This window comes from Bradyrhizobium sp. USDA3010, assembly GCF_056429065.1.
Map to the genome: position 1 here is coordinate 55,177 of NZ_JBWJZD010000018.1, position 26,300 is coordinate 81,476.

Consider the following 26,300-nt stretch of genomic DNA (forward strand, 5'->3'; position numbering starts at 1 on the left):
TCGTTAACGTCGATCCTTGAAGGAACGGTGTGACGCAATCGCCCGCTGCGCCAGCCGCCGTTAGGAATTTGGCAACCATCGGCGCGCAGTCTGAAGGCTCAGTGCCGGTAATCTCCCGGATTGCACCGGGCAGCCCCCGCGCCGCAGCATCGCCATCGCGGCGCGACTCGCTTTTATTTGATCGAATTTTCCGCCGGGTGCCGCGACATAAGGACATTAGACGACGAGGGCTACGCCCATGCTTTCTGAAAAGTTCTTTTTGGTTCTCGAGACATTGCTCAACGGCCAGACCCATTCCGACGGAAGCCCGCGTGTGGTGAGCACATCGCCCCACGTCCCGGTCAAGCTTCCGCAGGAAAACCAGCCGGAACGCAAGCTCCCTCGCTAGGCCTCTTGCGGGCAGCCAGCCTGAACGGCGCCACGTGCGAAGCCGGTCGATAGGCGCGCGCCCGTGATCCAGCTCATAGTCGGTGCAGGTGAGCCGCGCTACACCACTCCCGCAATGAAGTGGTGCCGCCGTGACCGATGAGACCGACAGCAAGACCGATTTCGGGAGCATCGCCGTCGCGATCTGCGTCGCCGCCTACACAGCGATCATGCTCGCCTATCTCGCCCAAGACGATCTCGGGCTGACCGCCGCGCAGACACGCCATTTCTCGATGGTGGCCGCGCTGTTCCTCGCGCTGCCGATCGCGCTGGATTTCCTGCGCACCGGCCCGGGCAACGCGCGCTGACGCCGATCTCCCCTGTCGTCCACGCGCCCGCGCAACATAGCGCTAGGTGAAGCGACGCGAATCAGCGTTACTTTGCAACTGATCACTTCGTGGGATTTGGCTGCATGACCCAGCCCAGCGTCCTGGATCAGAAGACTTTGGATCAGAACATTCGCGAGCTGCAGGAATGGCTCCGCACCGCCTGGCAGCAGCTTGCGGACCCCTCGCTCACCGCCTTCTCCCGCCGCGAACTGCGCAACCAGATGAAGCAATGCAACGCCGATCTGCGCGTGCAGCTGCAAGCCGCTTCCAAGCAAATGCTGAGTCAGCCTTCTGCATCGGGCAAGACGTTCGTCCGACCTGAGCTGCGGATACTCGCCTAGGAGCGTTTTCCAGCGCAGCGGATTGCGGCTCGCGTGAAGAAAACGCGCCGGTGTCACAAGCGCCAGCGCGCCAAAATGCCGCGATCTCCTGCTGCATGCGCGCCATACGCACCCTCTGCTTGTGCAGGGGCGCCCGACAAGGCACAGCAAAACGGCCCCGGTATGCCTATATTGGGCGTCGCAGAGCGGCCATGCCGCCAAACCTCAGGGACTCCCGTGTTATATCTGGAACTTGCGATCGTGGCGGTCTTGATCGTCGTCAACGGTCTGTTGTCGATGTCGGAGCTCGCGATCGTCTCCTCCCGTCCGGCGCGCCTCGCCGCGCTGGTCGAACGCGGCGTCAGCGGCTCGCGCCGCGCGCTTGCACTGGCATCCGATCCCGGGAAGTTCCTGTCTACCGTGCAGATCGGCATCACGCTGATCGGCGTGCTGTCGGGCGCCTTCTCAGGCGCGACGCTGGGCCAGCGCCTGTCGCAATGGCTGTTCGAGCTTGGCGTGCCGGCCAACGTCGCCGACGCTGCCGGTGTCGGCATCGTGGTCGGCGTGATCACCTATGCCTCGTTGATCGTCGGCGAGCTTGTGCCGAAGCAGATCGCGCTGCGCGATCCCGAAGCGATTGCGGTGCGGGCCGCGCCGGCGATGACGGTGATGGCAAAATTGTCGCTGCCGGTGGTTTGGCTGCTCGACCGCTCCGGCAAGTCGTTGCTGTGGCTATTGGGCCATCGCGAGGATGCGCAGGACCGCGTCAGCGAGGACGAGATCAAGACGCTGGTGGTGGAAGCCGAAAACGCCGGCGTGCTGGAGCCCGGCGAAAAGGAGATGATCGCCGGCGTGATGCGGCTCGGCGATCTGCCGGTCGGCGCCGTCATGACACCGCGCCACGAGGTCAGCCTGATCGACCTCGCCGCGCCCGCGGCCGAGATCCTGGCGACGCTGCAAAAGAGCAATCATTCGCGCTGCGTGGTGTTCGACGGCAACCGCGATCATGCGCTCGGCATCGTGCAGGCCAAGGACGTGCTGGACGTCTACCTTGCCGGCCAGACGCCCGACATCCGCACGCTGACGCGCGATGCGCCGATCATTCCGGAGACCGTCGATGCCCGCGACGTGGTCGCGATCCTGCGCGACTCCGCGGTGCATATCGGCCTCGTGCACGACGAATACGGCACCTTCCAGGGCGTCGTCACCAGCGCCGACATCCTCGAGGCCATCGTCGGCGCCTTCCATACCGAGGAAGGCCCGGCCGAGCCCGCCTATGTCAGGCGCGACGACGGCTCCTATCTGATCTCGGGCTGGATGCCGGCGCTCGAGTTCAGCGAACTGCTCGGCATCGCGCTGCCCTCGCCGCGGCCCTACCAGACCGCGGCCGGCTTCCTGCTGCATGCATTCGGCGCGATCCCGGATGTCGGCGCGAAAACCACTGCGCAGGGCTGGGACTTCGAGATCGTCGATCTCGACGGCCGGCGCATCGACAAGGTGCTGGCGAGCAAGCAGCCGGCGGCCTGAGGTTGCCAGCCGGCCGGCCTGTTGATAACGGGCAGGACAACGAAACAGGCGACCGCGGTGTGCTATCGGCATGCCGGCAGCCCAAGCAAATCCCGCGTAACCCCCCACGGAATTGATCCCATGCGCCTTACCCTCGTCGGTTCCCGCCATTTCGGCGTGACGACCTTGAACATGCTGCGCGAGCACCACGTCACGCTGGTCAGGGTGGTCGTCCATGACGGCGAGGACCGGCTGGCGGCAGCGGCCAGGGCGGCCGGCATCGAGGTCGTGGTCCAGGCCGATCCCAAGCTGGTGACGGCCGCCGAGATCGCGCCGGGCACCGACCTGATCGTAACCGCCCACAGCCACGCCCGGGTCAGCAAGGAAGCCCTTGCCGTGGCCAAGCTTGGCGGCATCGGGTACCACCCGTCGCTGCTACCGCGTCACCGCGGCATCGCAGCGGTCGAATGGACCATCAAGGAAGGCGATCCGATCGCCGGCGGCAGCATCTATCACCTCGCCGACCGCATGGACGCCGGCGCGATCGCCGCGCAGGACTGGGTGTTCGTCAAGAAGGGCGAGACCGCACGCGAATTGTGGGAGCGCGCGCTGGCGCCGCTCGGGCTGCGTCTGCTCGGCGAGGTCATCGACTACGGCAAGGTCAACGGCTCGCTGCCGGCCAAGCCCCAGGATGAGCAGTTTGCGACCAAGGCGCCTAACCTCAGCCCCGGCAAGCACTAATTCGCATCTTGGTATCTGGATACCTTAGATAATCGAACGACGGAGCAAATTCTTCGTTCCCGCCCCGGAACCAGATTCACTATGATGTGTTTGAGTTCACAGGAACATTCGGGGCTCCCGCGACGCAGCAAATTTTGAACACATTGTGACAGGATAAGCCGCGTCATCACACGAAATGACAGGGATTTGATTCATGCGTTCGATCCGCATTCGCGACCTGATTTTGGTCACTTCGGTCGCCTCGGCTGCCGCCCTCACCGCTGCTCCCGCCTCCGCACAGCAGCCTTATGACGGCCTCTGGAACGTCACCGTCGTCACCAAGACCGGTAGCTGCGAGCCGTCGTCCAGCTCCACCCTGACCGTTTCGGAAGGAAAGATCACTGCGCCCGGCGCGACGATCTCCGGCACCGTTGGCAGCGGGGGCCTTGTGCGCGTCTCGATCAATGGTGCATATGCGAACGGACAACTCAGTGGCAACTCCGGATCGGGGAAGTGGAATGGGGCATCAGCTGGCGTACCGTGCAGCGGCCGATGGGAAGCATCCCGTCAATAAGATCACCAGCGTATCGAGTTTCTTCGCCATCGCGCGGCGGCCAGCATTTGCAGCCGCCGCGTTTTACGTGACCGCATTGGCAAGCACCGCTGGCCATGCCCAGTCCGGCCCGTTCGCCGGCATGGCAGGCACCTGGTCGGGCGCCGGCTCGGTCACCCTCGATGACGGTTCCAGCGAGCGTATCCGCTGCCGTGCGACCTACCACGTCGGTGGGCCCAGGATGACCATGAGCCTTACCTGCGCCAGCGACGCCTACAAGTTCAATCTGGCGGCCGACGTGCAGGCCGAGGGTAATGCAGTCACGGGCTCCTGGAGCGAGTCCAGCCGCAATGTCTCCGGCGATCTGCGAGGTCGCGGCGCCGGCGGCAACTTCCAGGTCGTTGCCAGCGCGCCCGGCTTCAATGCCGACATTTCGATGCGCACCAGTGGTAACAAGCAGTCCGTCGCGATCAGGGCCGACAGCCAGTTCCGCGGCGCCAACATCACGCTGTCGAAGTAACCAATCGACACGCCGAACGAGAAAAGCCCTCGGGTCATCCCCGAGGGCTTTTCTTGTTGGCTGCGCAGGCAATGGCTCGCATGTGCCTCTATGCGGCAGGCACGAACGCCGTCACCTCGATCTCGACTTTGGCGCGCTGATCGACCAGCCCGTCGATATAGAGCAGCGTGGACGGCGGGAAATTGCGCCCGAGCGTCTCCTTCCACGCCGCGCCGATACCGGCGCCCGCGGCCTCGTATTCGCTTCGGCTGGTCAGGTACCAGGTCAGGCGGACGATGTGCTCGGGACCGGCGCCGGCTTCGCTCAACAGCTTGATGATGCGCTTCAGTGCCGTGCCGACCTGGGCAGCCATCTCGGGCGCGTACTCGCCCTTCTCGTCGCCGCCGGTCTGCCCCGCCAGCACGATCCATTGGCCGGGCGCGTCGAACGCGACACCGTGCGAGAAGCCGCGGGGTTTCGACCACTCGGCCGGTTGCAAGATACGCATGAGCAGATCCTCCTGATGTGATTATTCGCGCCCTGCTTAGCAGAGATCGCGTGGTCGGCGCACCACGCACCGGCAGAATTGCGCGTTGCAAATTCATACCAGCTCGCCGATACCGGGAATCCCTCCTCATCTCATTCCCGTCATGGATCGCACGCCCTCAAAGACCCGCGCAGCACTGTGGCTGTCCGGTTGGCTCGCGCTGATGCTGATCGTGGCGGTGGCCGGCCGCGAGGCCACGCGCGAGGTCAACGTCTTCCAGCTGATGGCCGTGCGCGGCGTGCTCGGCTTCGTGATGCTGTGTCCGCTTGTCCACATCAATGGCGGGCTTGCGATCGTGAAGACCGCGCGCCTGCACCTGCATATTGCGCGCAACCTGATTCATTTCTGCGCGCAGCTTGGCTGGTTCTATGCGCTGACACTGATCCCGATCGGCCAGGTGGTCGCGATCGAGTTCACCATGCCGATCTGGACCGCGATCCTCGCGGCCGGCTTCCTCGGCGAACGGATGACATCCTGGAAGATCGTCGCGATCGTGCTTGGCCTCATCGGCGTCATCATGATCGTGCGGCCGGCGACCGGTGCGATCAATCCGGGCCAGCTGATCGCGCTCGCCGCCGCCATGGGCTTCGGAGTCTCGATCGTCGTGGTCAAATCGCTGACGCGGACCGAGCAGGCGCTGACGATCATCTTCTGGATGCTGGTGGTGCAGTCGCTCGCCAGCATCGGGCCTGCGCTCTATGTCTGGACCTGGCCGCCGCTCTCCACCTGGGGCTGGCTTGCCGTGATCGCATTCTGCGGCACCTTCTCGCATTACTGCATGGCGCGCGCCCTGCTCCACGCTGATGCGACCGTCGTGATCCCGATGGATTTCGTCCGGGTCCCGCTGACCGCGATCGTCGGGTGGCTGATTTATGCCGAGCAGCTCGACGCCCATACGGTGCTTGGCGCCGCAATGATCCTGGCCGGCAACCTCCTGAACCTGAAGCCCGCTGCAAAGGTGTCGGCGCGCGCAAGATGACGGCCGCGCCGCGCTACGCCGCTGCGGCTCGACCACAAAGCCCGGGGATCGTCCCGGGCGCTTCGAAAGCGTGCTACTTCCCGGCGGCCTTGCGCAGCGCCGCGTTGATGCGGTCCTGCCAGCCGGGGCCGCCCTCCTGGAAATATGCCAGCACGTCCTGATCGATCCGCAGCGTGACCTGCTCCCGGACGCCGGGGACCGGGACGGCCGCAGTCTTTGGCAGCGCATCCGCGACCTTGGTGGTGGCCCGTTTGAACGCCGCCTCGGCTTCGCTGCGGGCATCGTTCAGGGTTCGCGGTCGTCTCGGCTGGTCGGCCATGTCCTAGATTCCTTCAAACAGCACCGTCGAGAGATAGCGCTCCGAGAATGACGGCACAATCGCCAGGATGGTCTTGCCCGCAGCCTCCGGCCGCTTGCCGATCTGCAAGGCGGCCGCGATCGCTGCCCCCGACGAGATGCCGCCGGGGATGCCTTCGTTGCGGGCCAGCGCGCGCGCGGTCTCGATTGCGGTGGCGCTGTTGATCTTGACGATCTCGTCGATCACCGAGCGGTCGAGGATGTCAGGGATGAAGCCCGCGCCGATGCCCTGGATCTTGTGCGGCGTATGCTGGCCGCCCGACAGCACCGGGCTCTCCTCCGGCTCCACCGCGACGACGCGCAATGACGGCTTGCGCGGCTTCAGCACCTGCCCGACGCCGGTGATGGTGCCGCCGGTGCCGACGCCGGCGACGAAATAGTCGATGTTGCCGCCGGTGTCGTTCCAGATCTCCTCCGCCGTGGTGCGGCGATGGATTTCGGGATTGGCGAGGTTCTTGAACTGCTGCGGCATGACGGCGTTGGGGGTCGTGCGCACGAGTTCTTCCGCGGTCGCGATCGAGCCCTTCATGCCCTGCGCCGCTGGAGTCAGCACGATCTCTGCGCCGAGGAAGGCGAGCATCCGCCGCCGCTCGATCGACATCGACTCCGGCATCACGAGCTTCAGCCGATAGCCGCGCGATGCCGCGACATAGGCCAGCGCGATTCCGGTGTTGCCCGAGGTCGGCTCGATCAGCACGGTGTCGGCGTTGATGATGCCGGCCTTCTCCATCGCCACGATCATCGCCGCGCCGATGCGATCCTTCACGCTGGCCGCCGGATTGAAGTATTCCAGCTTGGCGAGGATCGTCGCGTTGACGCCGCTTGCCTGCGGCAGTCTGCGCAGCCGCACGATCGGCGTCGAGCCGATCGCATCGACGATGGAGTCAAAGACGCGGCCGCGTCCGGGTTGCACTGCACTCGTTGTCGACGGCGCGTCCATCAAGCGGCTCCTGCTGCGGGATATGCTGGAAATATGCGGTCTTCTCTCATTAGAAGCAGCGCATCATGGCGCGCAAGTGAGAAACCGCCGAGACGCAAATTCGTTGCATCGCAAAAACTAGAACCTGCGCAAATAACGTAAAACCTACGCATTTGTGTTGCGACAAGGTCAAACAAATGCGTCTATATACTTTGGTAAGGTGCAGCTCAGAACGCAAAGGAGGTCACATGCCAGCTCTCGCTGAAGTTCTGTCGACCGCAGCGTCCAGGCCCGATCCGCGCGGCAGCGATTTGCCGACCTGTCCTGTGTGTGCTGACTCCATGGTAGCGGCAGAAGCGTCCGCGTACCTGTTCGACAATTTGATCAGCTATCTCTGGACCTGCGACAATTGCGGTTACGGGTTCGTGACCAAGCACACGGTGAAACCGATCGTGTGCAACTGATCACTTAAGCTCACCTCGGAGCGATGTCACCGCGCGCCCAACCGGCGCGCGTTTTCGTTTTGAAATCCTCGAAGGTGCCCATTGCCACCGCGTCGCGAATGCCCTGCATCAGCTCCTGGTAATAGGCGACGTTGATTTCGGACAGCAGCATTGCCCCAAGTGTTTCGCCGGCACGCACCAGATGATGCAGATAGGCGCGCGAGTAGCTGCGCGCCGCGGGCCACGTACTCTCTTCATCGAGCGGACGCGGATCGTCGATGTGCCGGGCATTGCGCAGGTTGATCTGCCCGAACCGGGTGAACGCCATGCCGTGCCGCCCGTTCCGGGTCGGCATCACACAGTCGAACATGTCGACACCGCGCGCCACCGCCTCCAGAATGTCCTCCGGCGTGCCGACGCCCATCAGATAGCGCGGCCGATCGGACGGCAGCGCCGGCGCGGTCTCCTCGATCATCGACAGCATCACCGCCTGCGGCTCGCCGACCGCCAGCCCGCCGATCGCATAGCCGTGAAAGCCAACGTCTGTGAGGCTGCGCGCGCTGGCGTGTCGGAGGTCGGGGATGTCGCCGCCCTGGACGATGCCGAACAGCATGTAACCGTCCGGCGCGCTCTCGAAGGCACGCTTGGAGCGTTCGGCCCAGCGCAGCGAGAGCTGCATCGCGCGCTCGATGTCGGCGCGCTCGGCCGGCAGCCGCACGCACTCGTCCATCTGCATCGCGATGTCGGAGCCGAGCAGCCGCTGCACCTCGATCGAGCGCTCCGGCGACAGCTCGACCTTGGCGCCGTCGATATGCGAGCGGAAGGTCACGGCCTTCTCGGTCACCTTGCGCAGCTCCGAGAGCGACATCACCTGGAAGCCGCCGGAATCCGTCAGCATCGGGCCGCCCCAGCCGGTGAAGCGCTGCAGGCCGCCGAGCCCCGCGATCCGCTCGGCGCCCGGCCGCAGCATCAGGTGATAGGTGTTGCCGAGCACGATATCGGCGCCGGCATCGCGCACCTCGCGCCAATGCATGCCCTTCATCGCCCCGGCGGTGCCGACCGGCATGAAGGCTGGCGTCCGGACGACGCCATGCGGCGTGGTCAGGCGCCCGGTGCGGGCGGCGCCATCAGTGGCCAGCAGTTCGAAATGATTGGGAAGATTCATGCGGCTGCTTATTGCGTGTCGCCGGTGCCCGATCAACCCGTCGGGTAACGGCCTCCGCGCGACTTCGTGAACGGCAGCGGCCGGGCGGATGCTTGCGCCGGAACGGTGCTTCCGTTAAACAAAACGAAACCGTATCGTTTTATGTCGAGAATAAGGCGGCGGATCATTCCCGCCGCGACTGCGATCCGCGTGAAACCTGACTGGCCGAGATGTTCCCACCCTGCAGCGTCCGGCCTGACGGCATCCGCCATCGGATGACAACCGCTCATGCGATCCGGCAAGCGGTGCTGCTGTGCGGGCTTGCTCTCGCGCTGGCGGCCTGCAGCTCGCTGCCGCGTATCCCTTACACTGCGGCCGACGCCGCCAATTCGCGGGTGCTCGATCTCGACGGGCTGCGCCGCTATGCCGACGAGCCGGCGTCCAAATTCCGGCTCGAGAAGAGCGACCGCGCCCCGATCAAGACCTATCTCGCCCTCTCCGGCGGCGGCGCCGACGGCGCCTATGGCGTCGGCGTCCTCAACGGCTGGACCGCGGCCGGCAACCGCCCGAGCTTCTCGGTCGTCTCCGGTGTCAGCACCGGCGGGCTGATCGCGCCCTTTGCATTCCTCGGCCCGCGCTACGACGATACCCTGAGGGACGTCTACACGTCGGGGATCGCCGAAAGCCTGCTGCAGGACCCGAGCCTGATGCGGGTGCTGTTCGGCTCCGGCCTGTTCGGCAACAAGCGGCTGCGCGAGCTGGTGGCGCGTTACGTTGGCCAGGACGTCCTGAGCGAGGTGGCGCACGAAAACGCCAAGGGCCGAAAGCTCCTGATCGTCACCACCGATCTCGACACCCAGCGCACGGTGATCTGGGACATGGGACGGATCGCCGCCGTCGGAACGCCGGAGGCGCTACAGCTGTTTCGCGACGTGATGGCGGCCTCCGCCAGCATCCCGCTGGTGTTTCCGCCGATCATGATCGACGCCGAGGGCCAGGGCCGCCGCTTCCAGGAGATGCATGTCGACGGCGGCGTTACCGCGCCGGTCCTGACGCTGCCGGACGCACTGCTGTTTCGCGAACGTGCCTGGCCCGCCGATGGCCGCATGAACATCTACATCCTCGTCAACAAGAAGCTCGAGGGCAACTTCGAGCTGGTGTCGAACTCGACGATCGACGTCGCCTCGCGCAGCATTTCCGCGATCACCCAGGCGCAGACGCGCTCGGTCATTCTCTCGACCTATGATTTCGCCCGGCGCAACCGGCTGGGCTTCCATCTGTCCTACATCGAGCGCGACTATCCAGCGCCGGAAACCCAGGGCTTCGACACCGCCTATATGCGCGCGCTCTACCAGCACGGCTACGAGAAGGCCGCCGCGGGGCAGGCCTGGACCGCGACGCCGCCCTGAGCGGGCCAGCCCCCGGTACCACCGAATGGACGAATCCGCATCGCGCGGGTTATAGACCGGACAGACCCGTCCGAACGCACAACGAGATGAATGGGCAATGGGATTGACGGCAAGCAAGGCCAAGGTGGCCAAGCGCGGCGTGATCAAGTCACGTGGCGGCCGGCCGACCCGGGATGCTGCGATCGAGCGCGACCAGCGGCTGATCGAGGTCGCCACGCGCCTGTTCCTCGAGCGCGGCTTCGATGCGACGTCGATCGACGCCGTGGCCGAGGCCGCCCGCGTCAGCAAGCCCACCGTCTACGGACAGTACGGCGACAAGCGCGGCCTGTTCACCGCGGTGCTCAGGCGCGAAATTGCCCGGTGGCTTGCCCCGCTCGCCGCCGCGGCGGCCGAAGCGCAGGCCGGCGGCAGCTGCGACGGTTCGGTCGAGGAACGGCTGATCGAGCTCGGGCGCCAGCTGCTGGTGCTGAACTGCAGCGCCGACTCGATCGCCTTCAGCCGGATCCTGACCGCGCAGGCGATCAATTTCCCCGAGGTCGCCAAGCTTGCCGTCGACGAAGGCTGGTCGAAAGCGGTGTCGACGACGGCGGATTTCTTCGACCATCTGGTCGACAATGGCGCCCTCGACCTCGAGGACACGACGATCGCGGCCGAGACCTTCCTCAACATGGTGGTCGGCCACACCCACCGGATGGCGACATTCGGGATTCTGATCGACATGAAGGCCGCGGTGACACGGATGGAAGTCTCGATCCGGCTGTTCCTCGCCGGTGCCGTGGGACCGCGGGACCGGCTGCGCGACGCCGCCAAGGCACGTCGCCGGCCGACGCGCTGACCGTTTTATTGGATCGTTTCGCCGTCCTACACGTTGCCGTGATGAGTCTTGAATAAACAGAACGAAACCGTATTGTTTAGTTGCAAAGAGACGCTCAGCCCGGATCGCCCCCCAAGGGTTCTGCGTCACCTTGTAACTTCGATCGTCACGACGGAGCTGCCGCCATCGCTCCGCCTGAACGTTCGGCGGCCGACCTCTGACTAACCGAGGTCGGCCGCACCTTTCTCGGCCCGCCGCTCGCTCTGCGAACGCGGGTCATGCGCGTGCACATGTTCAATACAGGCTCGACAATGAGGACAGGACGATTGCACGCACTGAGGCATTGGGCATTGGGAGTGCGGCTACTTGCAACCGCGCTGCTGGCGCTGCCCTTCGCGTCGCCGGCCCATGCGATCACGAGTTCGGCTGCCGCTGCGCTCACCCCGCAGGACAGCGATAGCGCGCTCGACGTGCATGCGGTTCGCCGCGAGCTCGACAGCTTCCAGTCCGCCCAGATCTCGCTGCGCAAGGCGATGTCGATCGCGGAGGCGCTGCACTCGGGCTCGATCACCGCCGATATCAGCTTCGACGGCGCGTCGGATCCGGCGGTCTACCGGGTCAAGACCATGCAGCAGAACCGCATCTGGCAGCATGCGATCGACGCCTCGACCGGCCAAGTGGTCGGCGGCGAGCCGCATTCGCCGCTGGCCTCCCTCGGCGCCGAAGACCGCGACAACCTTGTCGTGCTCAGGGCGCTGCGGCATCGGCTCGCCGATGCGGTGCGCGTCGCCGAGCACACGACCTCGGGCAAGGCGATCAGCGGCGGCTTGATGCGCGAACGCGGCAAGCTCAATTTCGTCATCGTGGTGCTGACGGGCAACGACCTGAAAGAGGTGATCCTCGAGCCGCCCGGCGCGCGCCGGCGCTGAGCGCGGCGCGGGTGCTGCCAAGTTTCTCCCTTGCCAGGTTTTCGCCCAAAAGCCGTTGACGGACGCCGATCTCTGCCGCATAAGTCGGCGCCATGATCACCGCGACCAAACGCACGACCAAAACCACCAAGCCCTCTGGGGCCTCGGGAGGCGTGCGCGCGTAGTCGGTCGTACAGCATCATCTCTACCCGAAGCCCCGCCTGATGAAGGTCCGGGGCTTTTTTGTTGCCCGCGTCATGCTCAAATTCGAATGGAGGACAAAGTGAGTAACGATCCCGTCGTCGCGATTGTCGGCGTCACCGGCGCAGTCGGCGCCGAATTCATCGCCACCATGGACAAGCGCGGCTTCCGCGTCGGCAAGCTGAAGGCGCTGGCGAGCGCCCGCTCGGCCGGCAAGACCGTCAGCTTCCGCGGCAAGCCGGTCGTGATCGAGGAGCTGACCGAGCGCGCCTTCGAGGGCGTCGACATCGCGCTGTTCTCGGCCGGCAGCGGCATCTCGAAGAAGTTCGCGCCTGTCGCGGTGAAGTCCGGCACCGTCGTCGTCGACAATTCGTCGGCCTTCCGGATGGATCCGAACGTGCCGCTGGTGATCCCCGAGATCAACGCCAACCGCATCCGCGACCACAAGGGCATCATCGCCAACCCGAACTGCGCCGCCATCACCGCGCTGGTGCCGCTGTGGCCGATCCACCAGAAGAACCGCATCAAGCGCGTGATCATCTCTACCTACCAGGCCGCGAGCGGCGCGGGAGCAGCCGCGATGGAGGAGCTTGTCGAATCGACCCGCGCCAATCTCAACGGACAGGTCTACACCCCGAAGGTGATGCCGCACCCCTACGCCTTCAACCTGTTCAACCACAACACGGCGATCGATCCGGAGACCGGCTACAACGACGAAGAGACCAAGGTCATCAAGGAGACCCACAAGATCTTCGAGGACGAGAAGATCGCGGTCGGCGTCACCTGCGTGCGGGTGCCGGTGCTGCGCGCGCATTGCGAGGCGATCACCTTCGAATGCGAGAAGCCGATCACCGAGGAGCAGGTGCGCGCGATCATGGCGCAGGCGCCGGGCGTCAAGATCGTCGACGATCGCGCGAAGAACTACTTCCCGATGCCGATCGATGCCTCCGGCCAGGACGACGTGCTGGTCGGCCGCATCCGCAAGGATCTCAGCGACCCCAGCGGGCACTCGATCTCGATGTTCGTCGCGGCCGATCAGCTGCTCAAGGGGGCTGCGCTGAACGCGGTGCAGATCGCCGAGCTGCTGCCCGAGCGCGCGATGGCGTGAGGGGCTTGCCGGGTTCGTAGGGTGGGTCAGCGAAGCGTAACCCACGATCGCTCCGCACATGGGAACGGGTGGGTTACGGCTTCGCCTAACCCACATGGGAACGGTGGGTTACGGTTTCGCCTAACCCACCCTACGCCTTTGCCCGAAACAGCAAACACGCATCGCCGTACGAATAGAACCGGTAGCCGTCGCTGATCGCGTGCGCGTAGGCGGCCTGCATCGTCTCCAGGCCGGAGAAGGCCGAGACCAGCATGAACAGCGTCGAACGCGGCAGATGGAAGTTCGTCAGCAGGATATCGACCGCGCGGAAGCGATAGCCCGGCGTGATGAAGATCGAGGTTTCCGCCGCGAACGGCTCAATGATGCCGTCGGCATTGGCGGCACTCTCCAGCAGCCGCAGCGATGTGGTGCCGACCGCGACGATCCGGCCGCCCCTTGCGCGCGCGGCGTTCAAGGCAGCAGCGGTCTCGGCGGTGATGCAGCCCCATTCGGCATGCATCTTGTGTTCGGAGGTCTCATCCGCCTTCACCGGCAGAAACGTCCCTGCCCCGACATGCAGCGTCAGCCGGTGCAGTTCGACGCCGCGGCTCTTCAGCGTGGCCTCGAGCGCCGGCGTGAAATGCAGCCCCGCCGTTGGTGCTGCGACCGCACCTTCATTGGCGGCGAACATGGTCTGGTAGTCGCTGACGTCCTGGTCGTCGGGCGTGCGCTTGGAGGCGATGTAGGGCGGCAGCGGCGTGGCGCCGACATCGGCGATGGCCTGGTCAAGCACCGGACCATGGAACGAGAATGACAGCGTCACCTCGCCCTCCTGCCCCTTGGCCTCGACCTCTGCATCGAGATTGCCGAGCAGGCAGACCTTGCCTTCATTGCCGAAGCGGATGGTGTCACCGGGTACAAGCTTCTTCGCCGGCTTCACCAGCGCCTGCCAGCGCGAGCCGTCAAGCCGCTTGATCAGGGTCGCCTCGATCTTCGGCTCGGTCTCGCGCCCGATCCGGCGGCCCTTGAGCTGGGCCGCGATCACCTTGGTGTCGTTGACGACGATCTGATCGCCCGCCTCCAGCCAATGCGGCAGGTCGGCAATCGTGGCGTCGCGCAGCACAGCGTCCGGATGCACCACCAGCATCCGCGCGGAATCGCGTGGGCTCGCGGGGCGAAGCGCGATGCTTTGGGGCGGCAGTTCGAAATCGAAGAGATCGGTGCGCATGGCGCGATTGCAACTTCAACGTTGTCATTCCGGGTACGTCGCTTTCGCCACGCCCCGGAACGACGAAGTGTTCAGCTCAAGCCGCGTCGGCGGCCATGCGCGCCTTCACGATCTTGTCCGGATCCTTCACCGGCTCGCCGCGCTTGATCTTGTCGACGTTCTCCATGCCCTCGGTGACCTTGCCCCAGACCGTGTATTGGCCGTTGAGGAACGAGGCGTCGTCGAAGCAGATGAAGAACTGGCTGTCGCCGGAATCCGGATTGGCGGCGCGGGCCATCGAGGCGGTGCCGCGGACATGCGGCTCCTTGTTGAACTCGGCCTTCAGCTTCTTGCCGGAGCCGCCCATGCCGGTGCCCTGCGGGCAACCGGTCTGCGCCATGAAGCCGTCGATCACGCGGTGGAACACGATGCCGTCGTAGAAGCCTTCGCGCACCAGCTCCTTGATCCGCGCGACGTGACCGGGTGCGAGATCCGGGCGCATCTCGATCGTGACCGGGCCCTGCGTGGTTTCGAGGATCAGAGTATTTTCGGTAGCAGCCATGCTCGCTTCTCCTGGCTTCGGGGTGGATATTTCTTGTTCCTGAACGGGATTGCGAATGGGCGGCCCGCAACCGCGCCGCCCAGGCTCTCGGTAAATGGCATCGGCGTGCAACGTTGCAACGCCTCCATCACCGCGACCCGGTACGCGATCCGGTCGTTGTCGGTCGCCTCCTGCGATTCATAGCTGATCCTGGGATGCCCGAGGATCGCGCCCTCGCGGTTGAAGCTGACAATGACGGTAATGTCGATCGGGCCGGCCTTGTCCGCCGGCGGCGGCCGCCAGCAGCGATGGATCGCCAGAACAACGTCCTTGATCGTATTGAGTTGCTCGGGCTCGGCCGCCACCGATCCGGTCAGCGCGAGCCACAGCACCAGCGGCGCGGCGAACCAGGCAAATGGTTTGCTGCGCGCCGCCATCGCCGATCACTTGACGTCGGATGCGACCTGCACCTTCACCATCTTGTCGGGATCGGTGACGGCGCCGCCGGGAGAGCCCGCGGGAGCCTTCTTCAGCTTGTCGACCACGTCCATGCCCGACACCACCTCGCCGACCACGGTGTACTGGCCATTAAGGCTCGATCCGTCGGCGAACATGATGAAGAACTGCGAATTGGCGCTGTCGACAGAGTCGCCGCGCCGGGCCATGCCGACGATGCCGCGCTTGAACGGGACCTGCGAGAATTCCTGCTTCAGGTTCGGATATTTCGAGCCGCCGGTGCCGTTGAAGTTCTGACCGTCGCCGGTCTGCGCCATGAAGCCATCCATCACGCGATGGAACGGCACGTTGTTGTAGAAGCCCTCGCGCGCCAGCTGCTTGATGCGCTCGGCGTGCTGGGGCGCGATGTCGGTGCGCAGCTTGATGACGATGCGGCCCTTGGTGGTGTCGATCACGATCGCATTGGCCTTGTCGAGATTGGCAGGCAGCGGCTGCGCGACAGCAGGCACGACGCAGAGCAGCGCGGCAACGAATGCAAGAATGCGGATCATGGAAACTCCGGACCTTTGATGTTCTGGGTGTGGCAGGCCGCCGGCATCAGCCGGCGAACTTGGCCTTCAGGCTAGCGGCGACTGATGACGGCACGAATGCAGAGAAGTCGCCGCCCATCTGGGCGATTTGGCGCACCAGTGTGGCGGTGATCGGGCGGACCGCGACCGACGCCGGAACGAACACGGTATGCACCTCGGGCGCCATCGCCTCGTTCATGCCGGCGAGCTGCATCTCGTAGTCGAGATCGGTGCCATCGCGCAGGCCGCGAATCATGATGGTCGCGCCGAGCTTGCGCGCCGCCGTCACCGTCAGATTGTCATAGGTGGTGCAATCGAAGGCACAGCCCGCCTGCTGGGCGATCGGGCCGCACACCTCGCGCAGCATGTCCAGCCGTTCCTCGGTCGAGAACAGCGGCTTTTTGCCGGCATGGATGGCGACGGCGACCACCAGGCGGTCGCACAGGCCGACCGCCTGCCGGACCACGTCCAGATGGCCGTTGGTGACGGGATCGAAGGAGCCGGGATAGAGCGCAATACGGGACATGGTCCCTCCTAACCCGCCCGGCTCTCCCCGGCAAGCCGCCCGGGTTCCGCCGGTTGCGCGAAATAAATCTCTCCTCGTCCAGTGAACGAGTCCTGGGATGCCAGCGTCTACGTGGGTGAATGTTTCGTCGGCCGCTGGCGGACGAAACAAAACCGGCCGGCGATGAAACCATTTTCCACCCTGGCGAAGACACCAGGAAACGTGCGGCCGGTAGACATTGGACAACGAAACGACGGGCCCGGGGGGCCCGATCATATGGGGACCGTCATGATCAAGGCACTTTCCGCCATCGCCGTTGCCGCGTTCATTGCCGCCGCGCTCACCGTTCTGCCGGGCTTTGCGCCGCAGGTCGCAGCCTCCACCCCGCAGCCGCTGGCCAAGAGCGACCGTCTCGACATCCACCCGGTCGGCAAGGACTGCTCGCAGCAGGCCTGGCCGAATTTTGAGGCCTCCTGCCTGCGCAGCGCCGGCAACAAGACAGTGGTTCGCGAAGCCCGCCTCGTCACCGCCGACCGCACCCCGTAGTCACTTCTGACCCGTCAAGGCGTCACTTCCGGCCGTCACACAAAACCCAATGGTAATTTGCGACGTCCCGTCGCAGACTATCGTCTAAGGCGCCCGACCGGATGACCCGGCGGGCGCAAGCCATCGGGGGATTGCCGTGACCAGTACGCCCGCCATCGTTTCTTCTGGCCATCCTCCAAGCAGTCCGATTCCGTTTGCCGTCACGCTCGGTGCCCTAGGTGTCGTCTATGGCGACATCGGCACCAGCCCCCTCTACGCCCTGAAGGAAGCCGCCAAGGCCGCCACCCATGGCGGTCCGCTCACCGAGAGCGCCGTGCTCGGCGTAGTCTCGCTGATCCTGTGGGCGCTGATCCTCATCATTTCAGTCAAATACGCCATGCTGATCCTGCGCGCGGACAACCGCGGTGAAGGCGGCATCGTCGCGCTGCTGGCGCTGCTCTCGGCTCGCAACGCAGCGCCCGGCACCTGGCGCGCCCATCTGCTGGTCGTCGGTCTGGTCGGCGCCGCCCTGCTCTATGGCGACGGCGCAATCACGCCGGCCATTTCCGTGCTGTCGGCGATCGAAGGCCTGAAGGTCGACGCGCCCTCGCTGTCGCCGGCGGTGGTGCCGCTCACCGTCGTGATCTTGATCGGCCTGTTCTTCATGCAGAAGCAGGGCACGGGATTCATCGGCAAGATCTTCGGCCCGGTGATGCTGTTCTGGTTCGCCGTGCTCGCAGCCCTCGGCGTTCACGGCATCGTCAAGGCGCCGGGCGTGCTGGTCGCACTGAGCCCGTTCTATGCGTTCGATTTCCTGATCCATCAGGATTTTCACGTCAGTTTCGCGATCCTCGGCGCCGCGTTCCTCGCGGTTACCGGCGGTGAGGCGATGTATGCCGACATGGGGCATTTCGGCCGCTTTCCGATCCGGCTCGCCTGGTTCGCCATCTGCCTGCCCGCGCTGGTGCTGAACTATTTCGGCCAGGCCGGGCTGCTGATCACCGACCCGACCGCGATCGAAAATCCGTTCTTCCAGCTCTCGCCCGACTGGGCGCATTACCCGCTTGTTCTGCTCGCGACCGTCGCCACCGTGATCGCCTCGCAGGCCATCATCTCGGGTGTGTTCTCGCTGACCCAGCAGTCGATCCAGCTCGGCTTCCTGCCGCGCATGCACATCCAGCACACCACCAGCGACGCGATCGGGCAGATCTACGTGCCGCTGGTGAACTGGCTGCTCGCGGCGGCGACGCTCGGCGCCGTGCTTGCCTTCGGCACCTCGGACGCGCTCGCCGGCGCCTACGGCATCGCCGTGTCGCTGTTGATGGCGATCACCACGCTGCTTGCGGCGCTGGTCGCGATCCAGTGGGGCTATTCGCCAATCATCGTGATCGCGGTGAACGGCTTCTTCTTCATCATCGACGCGATCTTCTTCGCGGCGAACACCGAAAAGCTGTTCGAAGGCGGCTGGTTCCCGCTGCTGCTTGCCGCTGCGGTGGCGTTCCTGATGATGACCTGGCGCGGCGGCGTCAAGCTGGTCGAAAGGGCGCGCGGCAAGCTGCGGCAGCCCGAAGAGGATCTGATCGAGACCGCGGTCAACAAGTGCAGCGCCCGCCTGCCCGGCACCGCCGTGTTCCTGGCCTCGGCCCCCAACGGGGTGCCGCTCGCACTGACCCAGTTCGTCAAGCACAATCACGTGCTGCATCAGCGCGTGCTGTTGGTCACCGTGCAGATCGAGGAGCGGCCGCGGATTCCCGACGAGGAACGCGCCGACGTCAACGAGATCAGCCCGGGCATCACCCGGATCATCCTGCATTACGGCTTCATGCAGTACCCGACGATCTACGAAGGGCTGCAGCTCGCCTGCCGGCAGGGCAAGCTGCCCGGCATCGATCTCTCCGACGTGACCTACTATATCGGCCGAGAAACCATCATCCCGCGCGAGGACGTTCCGGGCATGTGGGTGTGGCGTGAATCGCTGTTCGCCTTCCTGCAACGCAACGCCGAGCGGTCGGCGGCGTTCTTCGGCGTGCCGACCGGTCAGGTGGTGGAGTTCGGCACGGAGATCGAGATTTGATCGAGCGGCTCACGTAGCCCGCATGGAGCGGAGCACAATCCGGGCCCCCCAAGTCGGACACGGATATCCGAGGGCCTCGGCGGTTTATTTGCCGACTGCGAGACGACGAACGCCGGATGCCGTCAGGCCGAGTTCTCCGAGCCGTCTGACCGCGTAGCCGAGACCGACAAGGCGCTCCCCGTGCAATTGGGGAATCTCCCGTTGGGCTTCGCCCTTGCCGACCTCGACCAGGGAGGCGAACTCGTCCGAACTGAGGGCTTGGGGATCATCCGTCATGAAGCGGCCTCGTCGGTCCAGACCTTGAACGAAATCAGCGTGTTTGGCCCAAAGGTCTGGGTGATCGGAACGTCGGAGGCATCCCGTCCCTGTGCGATCAGAACCCGGCCGATCCTCGGCACGTTGTTGCGCGGATCGAACATATGCCAGCGGCCTCCGATATAGGCCTCGAACCAGCCGGCGAAATCTCCAGCGGCCCAAGGCAGCGGGGTGCCGATATCGCTGAGATAGCCGGTGCAATAGCGCGCCGGAATGTTCATGCAGCGACAGAAGGTAATGGCGAGATGCGCGTAGTCGCGGCACACGCCCTTGCCTTCGTCGAAGACCTCCCGCGCCGTCTTGGTGGCGCGGGCGTGCTCGTAGCCGAAAGCGATGTGGCGATGGACGAAGTCGCAAATGGCCTGGACCCGCGGCCAGCCCGGCGGCGTGCCCTCGAACAGCTTCCATGCGATTTCCGAAAGCCGGTCGGTCTCGCAATAGCGGCTGCCCAGCAGATAGACCAGCGTGTCCGCCGGCAGGTCCTCGACCGCGTGCTGGCCGGCCGAAGCAAACACCGGATCAGGCTCGCCGCTGTCGCGCACGACGCCATCGGCGGCCAGCCGCATCGGACCGGCCGGCGCAACGATACGGCTGCACCAATTGCCGAATCCGTCGCGATACGGCGTGATCGGCACCGCGGGGGTGGTGGTCAGGTGGTCGGGGACGATGATGTCGGACGCGCGCGTGAAATGCGTGCCGAGCACCATGATCATGGGCGTCGGCTGGGGGAACTCGTAGTGCATTTCGAATCCGACGCGAAGCTTCATTCGAAATACGTTCCTGTTTGTCCTCCCGACATGGCGACGATGCTGTCGAATACAAGGTACGATCTGCCTGATCGGACAAATACCCGTATCGCGCGAGAAAGTGCTGGCTATTTGCTGCAATCGCGCGCAGGAACGACGACGCTTGCCGGCTGGCGCGGCTTGTCAGCGCGAGGCGAACCCGACGAATGTTCGAGTCGGATGGTTGAAAGCCTCCTCCGTACGTTCGAGACAGGTTCGAACGCACTCACCGAAAGACCTTCATGCAAAATCTCTCGCCTCGTCACGTCAAGACTGAAGAGTCCGTGCGCCTCGGCGTGATTTCCGGTTGGTATTCCACAAAAGTCAGCGGAACATTCGTGACCGGCCCGCATGACACCGAAGCCGATTGCTTGCGCAAGATCGCCGAGATCAATCCTCCCCCGCCGAGGAAGAAGAAGTAACTCCTGCGCAGCCAATTGGGCGCATCGGCAAATGCCAACCAAGACGCATGTCGGCAAGATGGCCAAACAAATCCGTGTTCGCCTTCTCGAGGTTATCGTGAGTGCGCAGAAAGAGCCCACCCGCTGGAAATGGCATGTTTCCGAAGGCGGTTTGGAGCTCGTGCACGGCCACGCGACGTCACGCGAAACAGCGCAACGGGACGGCGATAGCGTTCTGTTCACAATGCTATCTGCCCCCCAGGCGCCCTGAGCGGGTCGCCCCTCGAACAGAGACGCAAGTTCTCGAAGCCCGCCGCAACGACCCACGGGCGCGGCCCTGCGCGCCCGAGCAATCGGGCATCAATCGACCTGGCGGGGCCCCAGCCAACCTGGCGTGGCCCCAACCTCGAGCCGCATGCAACGAACCACGCCCGAGAACGACCCTACTCGCCGTTCCCGTTCGCGCCGTTCTCTTCCTCCGGAATGTGCTCGACCGAGACGACATGCTCGTCCTCGGCGGTATCGAACACGATCACGCCCTGGGTCGAGCGGCCGGCGACGCGGATGTCGGCCACCGGGCAGCGGATCAGCTGCCCCTTGTCGGTGACCAGCATGATCTGGTCGGCGTCCTCGACCGGGAACGACGCCACCAGATTGCCGTTGCGGTTGTTGACGCTCATCGCGACGATGCCTTTGCCGCCGCGGCCGGTGGTGCGGTACTCGTAGGACGAGGTCCGCTTGCCGAAGCCGTTCACGGAGACGGTCAGCACCACCTGCTCGGCCGCCGACAGCTCGGCGTAGCGCTCCTGCGACAGCTGGATCGCGTTCGTCGTCTCCTCGCCCTCGGCATCCGCCGGCTCTTCGCTTGCGGCCTCGCCGGCCACCGCACGGCGCATCTTCAGGTAGGCTGAGCGCTCGTCCGATGTGGTCTCGACATGGCGCAGGATCGCCAGCGAGATCAGCTTGTCGGCCTCGGCCAGCGCGATACCGCGCACGCCCATCGAGGTACGGCCGGTGAAGACGCGCACATCGGTGACCGGGAAGCGGATGCACTGCCCGCCGGCGGCGGTCAGCAGCACGTCGTCACGCTCGGTGCAGATCTGCACGTCGACGATCGCCTCACCCTCGCCGAGCTTCATGGCGATGATGCCGGAACGGCGGACGTCGACGAAATCGGAGAGCTTGTTGCGGCGAACGGTGCCGCTGGTGGTCGCGAACATCACGTCGAGATTGCCCCAGGAGGATTCATCCTCCGGCAGCGGCATGATCGTGGTGATGCGCTCGCCCTGCTCCAGCGGCAGGATGTTGATCAGCGCCTTGCCGCGCGCGTTTGGCGCTGCCATCGGCAGCCGCCAGACCTTCTCCTTGTAGACCTGGCCGCGCGATGAGAAGAACAGCACCGGCGTGTGGGTCGAGGCCACGAACAGCCGCGAGACGAAATCCTCGTCGCGGGTCTGCATGCCGGCGCGGCCCTTGCCGCCGCGGCGCTGTGCCCGGTAGGTCGACAGCGGCACGCGCTTGACGTAGCCCGCATGCGACACGGTGACGACCATGTCCTCGCGCTGGATCAGGTCCTCGTCCTCGACCTCGCCTTCCTGCTCGATGATCACGGTCTTGCGCGGGGTGGCGAACTGCTGCTTCACCTCGGCGAGCTCGGTCTTGACGATGCCCTGCACGCGCGCACGCGAGCGCAGGATGTCGAGATAGTCGGCGATCTCGGCCGCGAGCTTGTCGAGCTCCTCGGAAATTTCGTCCCGCCCCAGTGCGGTCAGGCGCTGCAGCCGGAGATCGAGGATCGCTCTCGCCTGCTCCATCGACAGCCGGAGCGTGCCGTCATCGTTGATGCGATGCCGGGGATCGTCGATCAGCGTGATCATCGCCTCGACGTCGCGTGCCGGCCAGTCGCGCGACATCAGGGCCTCGCGCGCGGTGTTCGGATCGGGCGAGGTTCGGATGACACGGATCATCTCATCGATGTTGGCGACCGCGATCGCAAGGCCGACCAAAATGTGGGCGCGATCACGGGCCTTGCCGAGCAGGAACTTGGTTCGCCGGGTCACCACCTGCTCGCGGAACGCGACGAAGATGGTGAGCAGGTCCTTCAGATTCATGGTCTGCGGACGGCCGGAATCCAGCGCCAGGATGTTGGCCGGGAAATTCGTCTGCAGCGGGGTGAACCGGTAGAGCTGGTTCAGCACCACGTCGGGCACCGCTTCGCGCTTCAGCTCGATGACGACGCGATAGCCGTCACGATCGGACTCGTCGCGCAGGTCGCCGATGCCCTCGATCTTCTTCTCTTTCACGAGATCGGCGATGCGCTCGACCATCGTCGCCTTGTTCACCTGATAGGGAATCTCGGTGATGATGATCGCTTCGCGATCTTTCCTGATGGTGTCGATCGCCACCTTGCCGCGCATCACGATCGAGCCGCGGCCGAGATGGTAGGCCGAGCGGATGCCCTGGCGGCCCAGGATGACGCCGCCGGTCGGGAAGTCCGGTCCGGGAATGATGTCGATCAACTCGTCGATCGTGAGCGCCGGATTGTCGATCAGCGCCACGCAGGCGTCGACGACCTCGCCGAGATTGTGTGGCGGGATGTTGGTCGCCATGCCGACGGCGATGCCGCCGGCGCCATTGACCAGGAGGTTCGGGAACCGGGCCGGCAGAACCGACGGCTCCTTCTCCGAGTTGTCGTAGTTGGGCTGGAAATCGACGGTCTCCATGTCGATGTCGGCCAGAACGGCAAGCGCTGCCTTGGTCAGCCGTGCCTCGGTATATCGATAGGCCGCCGGCGGATCGCCGTCGACCGAGCCGAAATTGCCCTGGCCGTCGATCAGCGGCACCCGCAGCGAGAAGTCCTGCGCCATGCGGACCATCGCGTCGTAAATCGACTGGTCGCCATGCGGATGATATTTACCGATCACGTCGCCGACGACGCGCGCGGACTTGACGTATTTCTTGTCCGGCGTGTGTCCCTGCTCATGCATCGAATAGAGGATGCGCCGGTGCACCGGCTTGAGCCCGTCGCGCGCATCGGGCAACGCACGCGACACGATCACGCTCATCGCGTAATCGAGGTAGGACTTCTTCATCTCGTCGAGAATGGAAACGGGACGAATATCTGAGGGCACCGGCGGCTCGCCGGGCTTGTCGTCTTCGGGTTCGGACAAAGGGGAAATCCGGTCAGTTCTGCTGGGGAATCATATAGACCATCGGAGGCGTGATAACCACCCTTGCGCGGCTCCGGCAAGCCGTTTTTCCCTTCGTTTTTTCATGCACTTACGGGTTTGTTTGCGGCTTCGGTCGCGGCCTGGCCCGGGAAGCGAATTGTGAGCGGCGAATTGCGAATGGAACGCGGGTTTTGCCCTTCGCGATTTCGCTTCCCTCAGTGCCCGAACACCACCGCGTGCATGATCCGCCCGGGCATGAAGGTGAACAGGCCGGCAATCACCAGCGCGCCGAAGAAAATGCCGATCATCGTGAACTTGTGGCGGCGAACGTTGTGGCTCCGCGCGGTCGTCACGCCGAGCACCAGCATGATCAGCGAGAAGATCGACAACAGGTGGATCGGGCTCCACGGGCCCACCAGCTGGATCTGATGGATCCAGAACGAGCTCCCGGCGACCACCAGCATCAGGATCACCCAGATCCAGCCCAGCGTCCGGTGCGGCAGCGTGCCCTTCGGTGCGGCGAGCTGGATGGAGCCGAGCACGAAGGCCGCCATCGCGGCAAAGGCATGGAGCGGGATCGCAGGCGCAGCGTCAAGCAATGGCGCGAGGCTCATGATGACAGCCCTCGAGTGAAGCCACGGCCAGACGTCGCTCGCCGCAGGCCGATGTAAATATCATTCACATTGGCCTGTGTCAAAGTCTAGGGAACTTGCGCGATCTACTTGATGTTAGTTAAATATTATCAGCCTGATATGAGGCTATCCTCATAATCCACACAAGGACTTACCCTCGCGTGTCAAACCGCCGCTCCGGGAAATGAATCTTCACGGAACGGCGTCTGACGGGATCGCGGAAACCGCGACCTGCGGTCAGAACGGGATGTCGTCGTCCATGTCGCTGTTGCGGCTGCCGCCGCCGGCGGCGACCGCACGGCGCGGCGCCGAGCTGACCGGACCGGACGAGCCGAAATCGCTGCCGCCGCCATCATCGGCGAAGCTGCCGCCTCCGCCGCTCCGCCCGTCGAGCATGGTGAGGTTGGAGTTGAAGCCCTGCAGCACGACCTCGGTCGAGTACTTCTCGACGCCGCTCTGGTCGGTCCATTTGCGGGTCTGCAACTGACCTTCGATGTACACCTTGGCGCCCTTCTTCAGATATTGCTCGGCGACCTTGCAGAGGCCTTCGTTGAAGATCACGACGCGGTGCCACTCGGTCTTTTCCTTGCGCTCGCCGGTGCCCTTGTCGCGCCAGGTTTCCGAGGTGGCGATGGAAAGATTGGCGATCGGACGGCCGTCCTGAGTCCGCCGGATTTCCGGATCCTTGCCGAGGTTTCCAACCAGGATCACCTTGTTCACGCTTCCTGCCATCGCATCATCTCCACTCGAAAACCGGGCGCCGGACATCGGCCGCCACTCTCAACCATCGCCACTTACTTGCAGGCGTCGCGAATGACCTATACGGCCGCTGCCGGCTCGTTGCCCTCGCCGTCGCGCGGTTATCCACGATTATCGAGATATAGCACCACAGCCGACACTGTTCCAGTTTTGTTCGCCACAACCAGCCGTAGAAGCGGCCGATGGCGATGGCGCGGCCGCCGATTTCGGTCTTGGTCACCAGCGGGCTCCGTCGCCTCGCTAAAATGCAAGTTAAATCAATGCCTTACATTGTCGACGCTTCTTCCGCGAGTGTTGCATTTGGGAGACGGCGCTTCCGGTTGAATCGGGGTATAGGTACAGCCATCAGACGGGCGCTCGCGTCTGAGATCGCGCTTCGGGACCGTTGGAAGCCGATTGGGAAGCTGGGGTTTGATTATGAAGAAGTTTTTGCTCGCTACGGTTGCCCTGATTGCGTTCGCTGCGCCGGCCGCGGCCGCCGATCTCGCCGCGCGCCCCTACACCAAGGCGCCGCCGCCGATGATTGCCGCCGTCTATGACTGGAGCGGCTTCTACATCGGCGCCAACGGCGGCTGGGGCTCGAGCCACAATTGCTGGGACCAGGTCCCGGGCGGCATCCTGCTCGGCTCGGATGGTTGCCATGATGCGACCGGCGGCGTTGCCGGTGGCCAGATCGGCTATCGCTGGCAGTCGGGCACCTGGGTGTTCGGCCTCGAAGCGCAGGGCGACTGGGCTGACCTGAAGGGCAGCAATAACAGCGCGATCTTCCCGGGCCTGTTCACCAACCAGAGCAAGATCGACGCGTTCGGACTGTTCACCGGCCAGATCGGCTACGCCGTCAACAACGTGCTGCTCTACGCCAAGGGCGGTGCGGCGCTGACAGACAACCGCTTCAACACCTACTTCACGCCGACCGGCGTCCTCGCCGGCAGCGCGAGCGACACCCGCTGGGGCGGCACCATCGGCGCCGGCATCGAAGTCGGCTTCGCGCCGAACTGGACTGCTGGTGTCGAGTACGACCACCTGTTCATGCAAGACAAGACCTACAACCTCACCACCCCGACCGGCGCGCTGTTCAGCAGCATCCGCGATCGCCAGGACGTCGACCTCGTCACCGTCCGCGTGAACTACAAGTGGGGTGGCCCGGTGGTTCCGCGCTACTGATCGCGCGACACGGATTTGATCCAGACGAAAGGCCGG

33 protein-coding genes are annotated in these 26,300 nt (G+C 64.7%); 18 read left to right on the plus strand and 15 right to left on the minus strand.

Annotated elements, in window-relative coordinates; genetic code table 11:
* Window positions 1-238 precede the first annotated feature (238 nt).
* The 7 genes from AC066Y_RS25035 (at window position 239) to AC066Y_RS25065 (ending at window position 4,374) form a co-directional block, all read left to right on the plus strand.
* Window positions 239-388 (plus strand): hypothetical protein, encoded by a 150-nt coding sequence (locus AC066Y_RS25035; protein WP_478276200.1) that lies wholly within the window; start codon window positions 239-241, stop codon window positions 386-388.
* 130 nt (window positions 389-518) lie between these two features.
* Window positions 519-734: a hypothetical protein gene (locus AC066Y_RS25040; RefSeq protein ID WP_478276201.1), complete on the plus strand. Its 216-nt coding sequence runs from the start codon at window positions 519-521 to the stop codon at window positions 732-734.
* A gap of 104 nt (window positions 735-838) precedes the next feature.
* Window positions 839-1,096, plus strand: a complete 258-nt coding sequence (locus tag AC066Y_RS25045) for a hypothetical protein (protein WP_478276202.1) — start codon at window positions 839-841, stop codon at window positions 1,094-1,096.
* 216 nt (window positions 1,097-1,312) lie between these two features.
* Window positions 1,313-2,602, plus strand: a complete 1,290-nt coding sequence (locus AC066Y_RS25050) for a hemolysin family protein (protein ID WP_478276203.1) — start codon at window positions 1,313-1,315, stop codon at window positions 2,600-2,602.
* Between the two features lie 120 nt (window positions 2,603-2,722).
* Window positions 2,723-3,322: a formyltransferase family protein gene (locus AC066Y_RS25055; RefSeq protein ID WP_097672129.1), complete on the plus strand. Its 600-nt coding sequence runs from the start codon at window positions 2,723-2,725 to the stop codon at window positions 3,320-3,322.
* Between the two features lie 193 nt (window positions 3,323-3,515).
* Window positions 3,516-3,875, plus strand: coding sequence for a hypothetical protein (locus tag AC066Y_RS25060; protein WP_244549451.1), 360 nt, complete (start codon window positions 3,516-3,518; stop codon window positions 3,873-3,875).
* A 121-nt stretch (window positions 3,876-3,996) separates the two neighbouring features.
* Window positions 3,997-4,374, plus strand: coding sequence for a hypothetical protein (locus AC066Y_RS25065; protein WP_478276287.1), 378 nt, complete (start codon window positions 3,997-3,999; stop codon window positions 4,372-4,374).
* A gap of 88 nt (window positions 4,375-4,462) precedes the next feature.
* On the opposite strand, the gene AC066Y_RS25070 is transcribed toward AC066Y_RS25065, so the two are convergent.
* On the minus strand, window positions 4,463-4,861 hold the full coding sequence (locus AC066Y_RS25070; protein WP_478276204.1) for a RidA family protein: 399 nt from the start codon (window positions 4,859-4,861) through the stop codon (window positions 4,463-4,465).
* A gap of 142 nt (window positions 4,862-5,003) precedes the next feature.
* Here AC066Y_RS25070 and AC066Y_RS25075 point away from each other — a divergent pair, with 142 nt between their 5' ends.
* Window positions 5,004-5,879, plus strand: a complete 876-nt coding sequence (locus tag AC066Y_RS25075) for a DMT family transporter (protein ID WP_478276205.1) — start codon at window positions 5,004-5,006, stop codon at window positions 5,877-5,879.
* Window positions 5,880-5,952: 73 nt separating this feature from the next.
* Here AC066Y_RS25075 and AC066Y_RS25080 read toward each other — a convergent pair whose 3' ends face one another.
* Together AC066Y_RS25080 and cysK are read right to left on the minus strand one after the other, a co-directional pair.
* Complete coding sequence (locus AC066Y_RS25080; protein WP_092114100.1) at window positions 5,953-6,198, minus strand: BrnA antitoxin family protein; 246 nt, start codon at window positions 6,196-6,198, stop codon at window positions 5,953-5,955.
* Window positions 6,199-6,201: 3 nt separating this feature from the next.
* Window positions 6,202-7,176, minus strand: coding sequence for a cysteine synthase A (gene cysK, locus AC066Y_RS25085; protein WP_092114098.1), 975 nt, complete (start codon window positions 7,174-7,176; stop codon window positions 6,202-6,204).
* Window positions 7,177-7,403: 227 nt separating this feature from the next.
* Here cysK and AC066Y_RS25090 point away from each other — a divergent pair, with 227 nt between their 5' ends.
* Window positions 7,404-7,619 (plus strand): hypothetical protein, encoded by a 216-nt coding sequence (locus tag AC066Y_RS25090; RefSeq protein ID WP_092114096.1) that lies wholly within the window; start codon window positions 7,404-7,406, stop codon window positions 7,617-7,619.
* A 10-nt stretch (window positions 7,620-7,629) separates the two neighbouring features.
* Here AC066Y_RS25090 and tgt read toward each other — a convergent pair whose 3' ends face one another.
* Entirely contained in the window at window positions 7,630-8,763 is a 1,134-nt protein-coding gene (gene tgt, locus AC066Y_RS25095; protein ID WP_478276206.1) for a tRNA guanosine(34) transglycosylase Tgt, read from the minus strand.
* A gap of 254 nt (window positions 8,764-9,017) precedes the next feature.
* Between tgt and AC066Y_RS25100 the strand changes: the two genes are divergently transcribed.
* The 4 genes from AC066Y_RS25100 (at window position 9,018) to AC066Y_RS25115 (ending at window position 13,182) form a co-directional block, all read left to right on the plus strand.
* Window positions 9,018-10,151 carry a patatin-like phospholipase family protein gene (locus tag AC066Y_RS25100; protein ID WP_478276207.1) on the plus strand — a complete coding sequence of 378 codons (1,134 nt, stop codon included), beginning with the start codon at window positions 9,018-9,020 and terminating at the stop codon, window positions 10,149-10,151.
* 97 nt (window positions 10,152-10,248) lie between these two features.
* Entirely contained in the window at window positions 10,249-10,986 is a 738-nt protein-coding gene (locus AC066Y_RS25105; RefSeq protein WP_478276208.1) for a TetR/AcrR family transcriptional regulator, read from the plus strand.
* Window positions 10,987-11,321: 335 nt separating this feature from the next.
* A complete protein-coding gene (locus AC066Y_RS25110; protein WP_478276209.1) occupies window positions 11,322-11,894 on the plus strand; it encodes a PepSY domain-containing protein in 573 nt (190 codons plus the stop codon).
* Window positions 11,895-12,144: 250 nt separating this feature from the next.
* Entirely contained in the window at window positions 12,145-13,182 is a 1,038-nt protein-coding gene (locus AC066Y_RS25115; RefSeq protein ID WP_478276210.1) for an aspartate-semialdehyde dehydrogenase, read from the plus strand.
* 130 nt (window positions 13,183-13,312) lie between these two features.
* Here the strand turns inward: AC066Y_RS25115 and queA are convergent, their stop codons facing one another.
* The 5 genes from queA to coaD form a co-directional block, all read right to left on the minus strand.
* Window positions 13,313-14,389, minus strand: a complete 1,077-nt coding sequence (queA, locus tag AC066Y_RS25120) for a tRNA preQ1(34) S-adenosylmethionine ribosyltransferase-isomerase QueA (RefSeq protein WP_478276211.1) — start codon at window positions 14,387-14,389, stop codon at window positions 13,313-13,315.
* 76 nt (window positions 14,390-14,465) lie between these two features.
* Window positions 14,466-14,930, minus strand: coding sequence for a peptidylprolyl isomerase (locus AC066Y_RS25125; RefSeq protein ID WP_016846097.1), 465 nt, complete (start codon window positions 14,928-14,930; stop codon window positions 14,466-14,468).
* The gene (locus AC066Y_RS25130) at window positions 14,906-15,346 is read right to left on the minus strand and encodes a hypothetical protein (RefSeq protein WP_478276212.1); all 441 of its coding nucleotides are present in this window, start codon (window positions 15,344-15,346) and stop codon (window positions 14,906-14,908) included. Before AC066Y_RS25130 ends, AC066Y_RS25125 begins: the two co-directional genes overlap by 25 nt.
* A 6-nt stretch (window positions 15,347-15,352) precedes the next feature.
* The gene (locus tag AC066Y_RS25135) at window positions 15,353-15,916 is read right to left on the minus strand and encodes a peptidylprolyl isomerase (protein WP_229169032.1); all 564 of its coding nucleotides are present in this window, start codon (window positions 15,914-15,916) and stop codon (window positions 15,353-15,355) included.
* Between the two features lie 46 nt (window positions 15,917-15,962).
* Entirely contained in the window at window positions 15,963-16,460 is a 498-nt protein-coding gene (gene coaD, locus AC066Y_RS25140) for a pantetheine-phosphate adenylyltransferase (protein ID WP_092114077.1), read from the minus strand.
* Window positions 16,461-16,727: 267 nt separating this feature from the next.
* Here coaD and AC066Y_RS25145 point away from each other — a divergent pair, with 267 nt between their 5' ends.
* Entirely contained in the window at window positions 16,728-16,985 is a 258-nt protein-coding gene (locus tag AC066Y_RS25145) for a hypothetical protein (protein WP_092125612.1), read from the plus strand.
* A gap of 154 nt (window positions 16,986-17,139) precedes the next feature.
* Window positions 17,140-19,038 (plus strand): potassium transporter Kup, encoded by a 1,899-nt coding sequence (locus AC066Y_RS25150; protein ID WP_478276288.1) that lies wholly within the window; start codon window positions 17,140-17,142, stop codon window positions 19,036-19,038.
* 84 nt (window positions 19,039-19,122) lie between these two features.
* On the opposite strand, the gene AC066Y_RS25155 is transcribed toward AC066Y_RS25150, so the two are convergent.
* Together AC066Y_RS25155 and AC066Y_RS25160 are read right to left on the minus strand one after the other, a co-directional pair.
* On the minus strand, window positions 19,123-19,314 hold the full coding sequence (locus tag AC066Y_RS25155; protein WP_478276213.1) for a hypothetical protein: 192 nt from the start codon (window positions 19,312-19,314) through the stop codon (window positions 19,123-19,125).
* The gene (locus AC066Y_RS25160; RefSeq protein WP_229184912.1) at window positions 19,311-20,120 is read right to left on the minus strand and encodes a transglutaminase-like domain-containing protein; all 810 of its coding nucleotides are present in this window, start codon (window positions 20,118-20,120) and stop codon (window positions 19,311-19,313) included. The genes AC066Y_RS25155 and AC066Y_RS25160 overlap by 4 nt, the downstream gene beginning before the upstream one ends.
* A gap of 260 nt (window positions 20,121-20,380) precedes the next feature.
* Here AC066Y_RS25160 and AC066Y_RS25165 point away from each other — a divergent pair, with 260 nt between their 5' ends.
* Window positions 20,381-20,560 (plus strand): hypothetical protein, encoded by a 180-nt coding sequence (locus AC066Y_RS25165; RefSeq protein ID WP_478276214.1) that lies wholly within the window; start codon window positions 20,381-20,383, stop codon window positions 20,558-20,560.
* 31 nt (window positions 20,561-20,591) lie between these two features.
* Window positions 20,592-20,810: a hypothetical protein gene (locus AC066Y_RS25170; RefSeq protein ID WP_478276215.1), complete on the plus strand. Its 219-nt coding sequence runs from the start codon at window positions 20,592-20,594 to the stop codon at window positions 20,808-20,810.
* Window positions 20,811-20,982: 172 nt separating this feature from the next.
* Here AC066Y_RS25170 and gyrA read toward each other — a convergent pair whose 3' ends face one another.
* The 4 genes from gyrA to AC066Y_RS25190 form a co-directional block, all read right to left on the minus strand.
* Window positions 20,983-23,709, minus strand: a complete 2,727-nt coding sequence (gene gyrA, locus AC066Y_RS25175; protein ID WP_478276216.1) for a DNA gyrase subunit A — start codon at window positions 23,707-23,709, stop codon at window positions 20,983-20,985.
* A 215-nt stretch (window positions 23,710-23,924) separates the two neighbouring features.
* Window positions 23,925-24,323, minus strand: a complete 399-nt coding sequence (locus AC066Y_RS25180; RefSeq protein ID WP_478276217.1) for a DUF2306 domain-containing protein — start codon at window positions 24,321-24,323, stop codon at window positions 23,925-23,927.
* 255 nt (window positions 24,324-24,578) lie between these two features.
* A complete protein-coding gene (locus AC066Y_RS25185) occupies window positions 24,579-25,073 on the minus strand; it encodes a single-stranded DNA-binding protein (protein WP_092114064.1) in 495 nt (164 codons plus the stop codon).
* A 4-nt stretch (window positions 25,074-25,077) separates the two neighbouring features.
* A complete protein-coding gene (locus AC066Y_RS25190; protein WP_478276218.1) occupies window positions 25,078-25,320 on the minus strand; it encodes a hypothetical protein in 243 nt (80 codons plus the stop codon).
* A 197-nt stretch (window positions 25,321-25,517) separates the two neighbouring features.
* Here AC066Y_RS25190 and AC066Y_RS25195 point away from each other — a divergent pair, with 197 nt between their 5' ends.
* Window positions 25,518-26,264 (plus strand): outer membrane protein, encoded by a 747-nt coding sequence (locus AC066Y_RS25195; protein ID WP_478276219.1) that lies wholly within the window; start codon window positions 25,518-25,520, stop codon window positions 26,262-26,264.
* The last annotated feature ends 36 nt before the right edge of the window (window positions 26,265-26,300 follow it).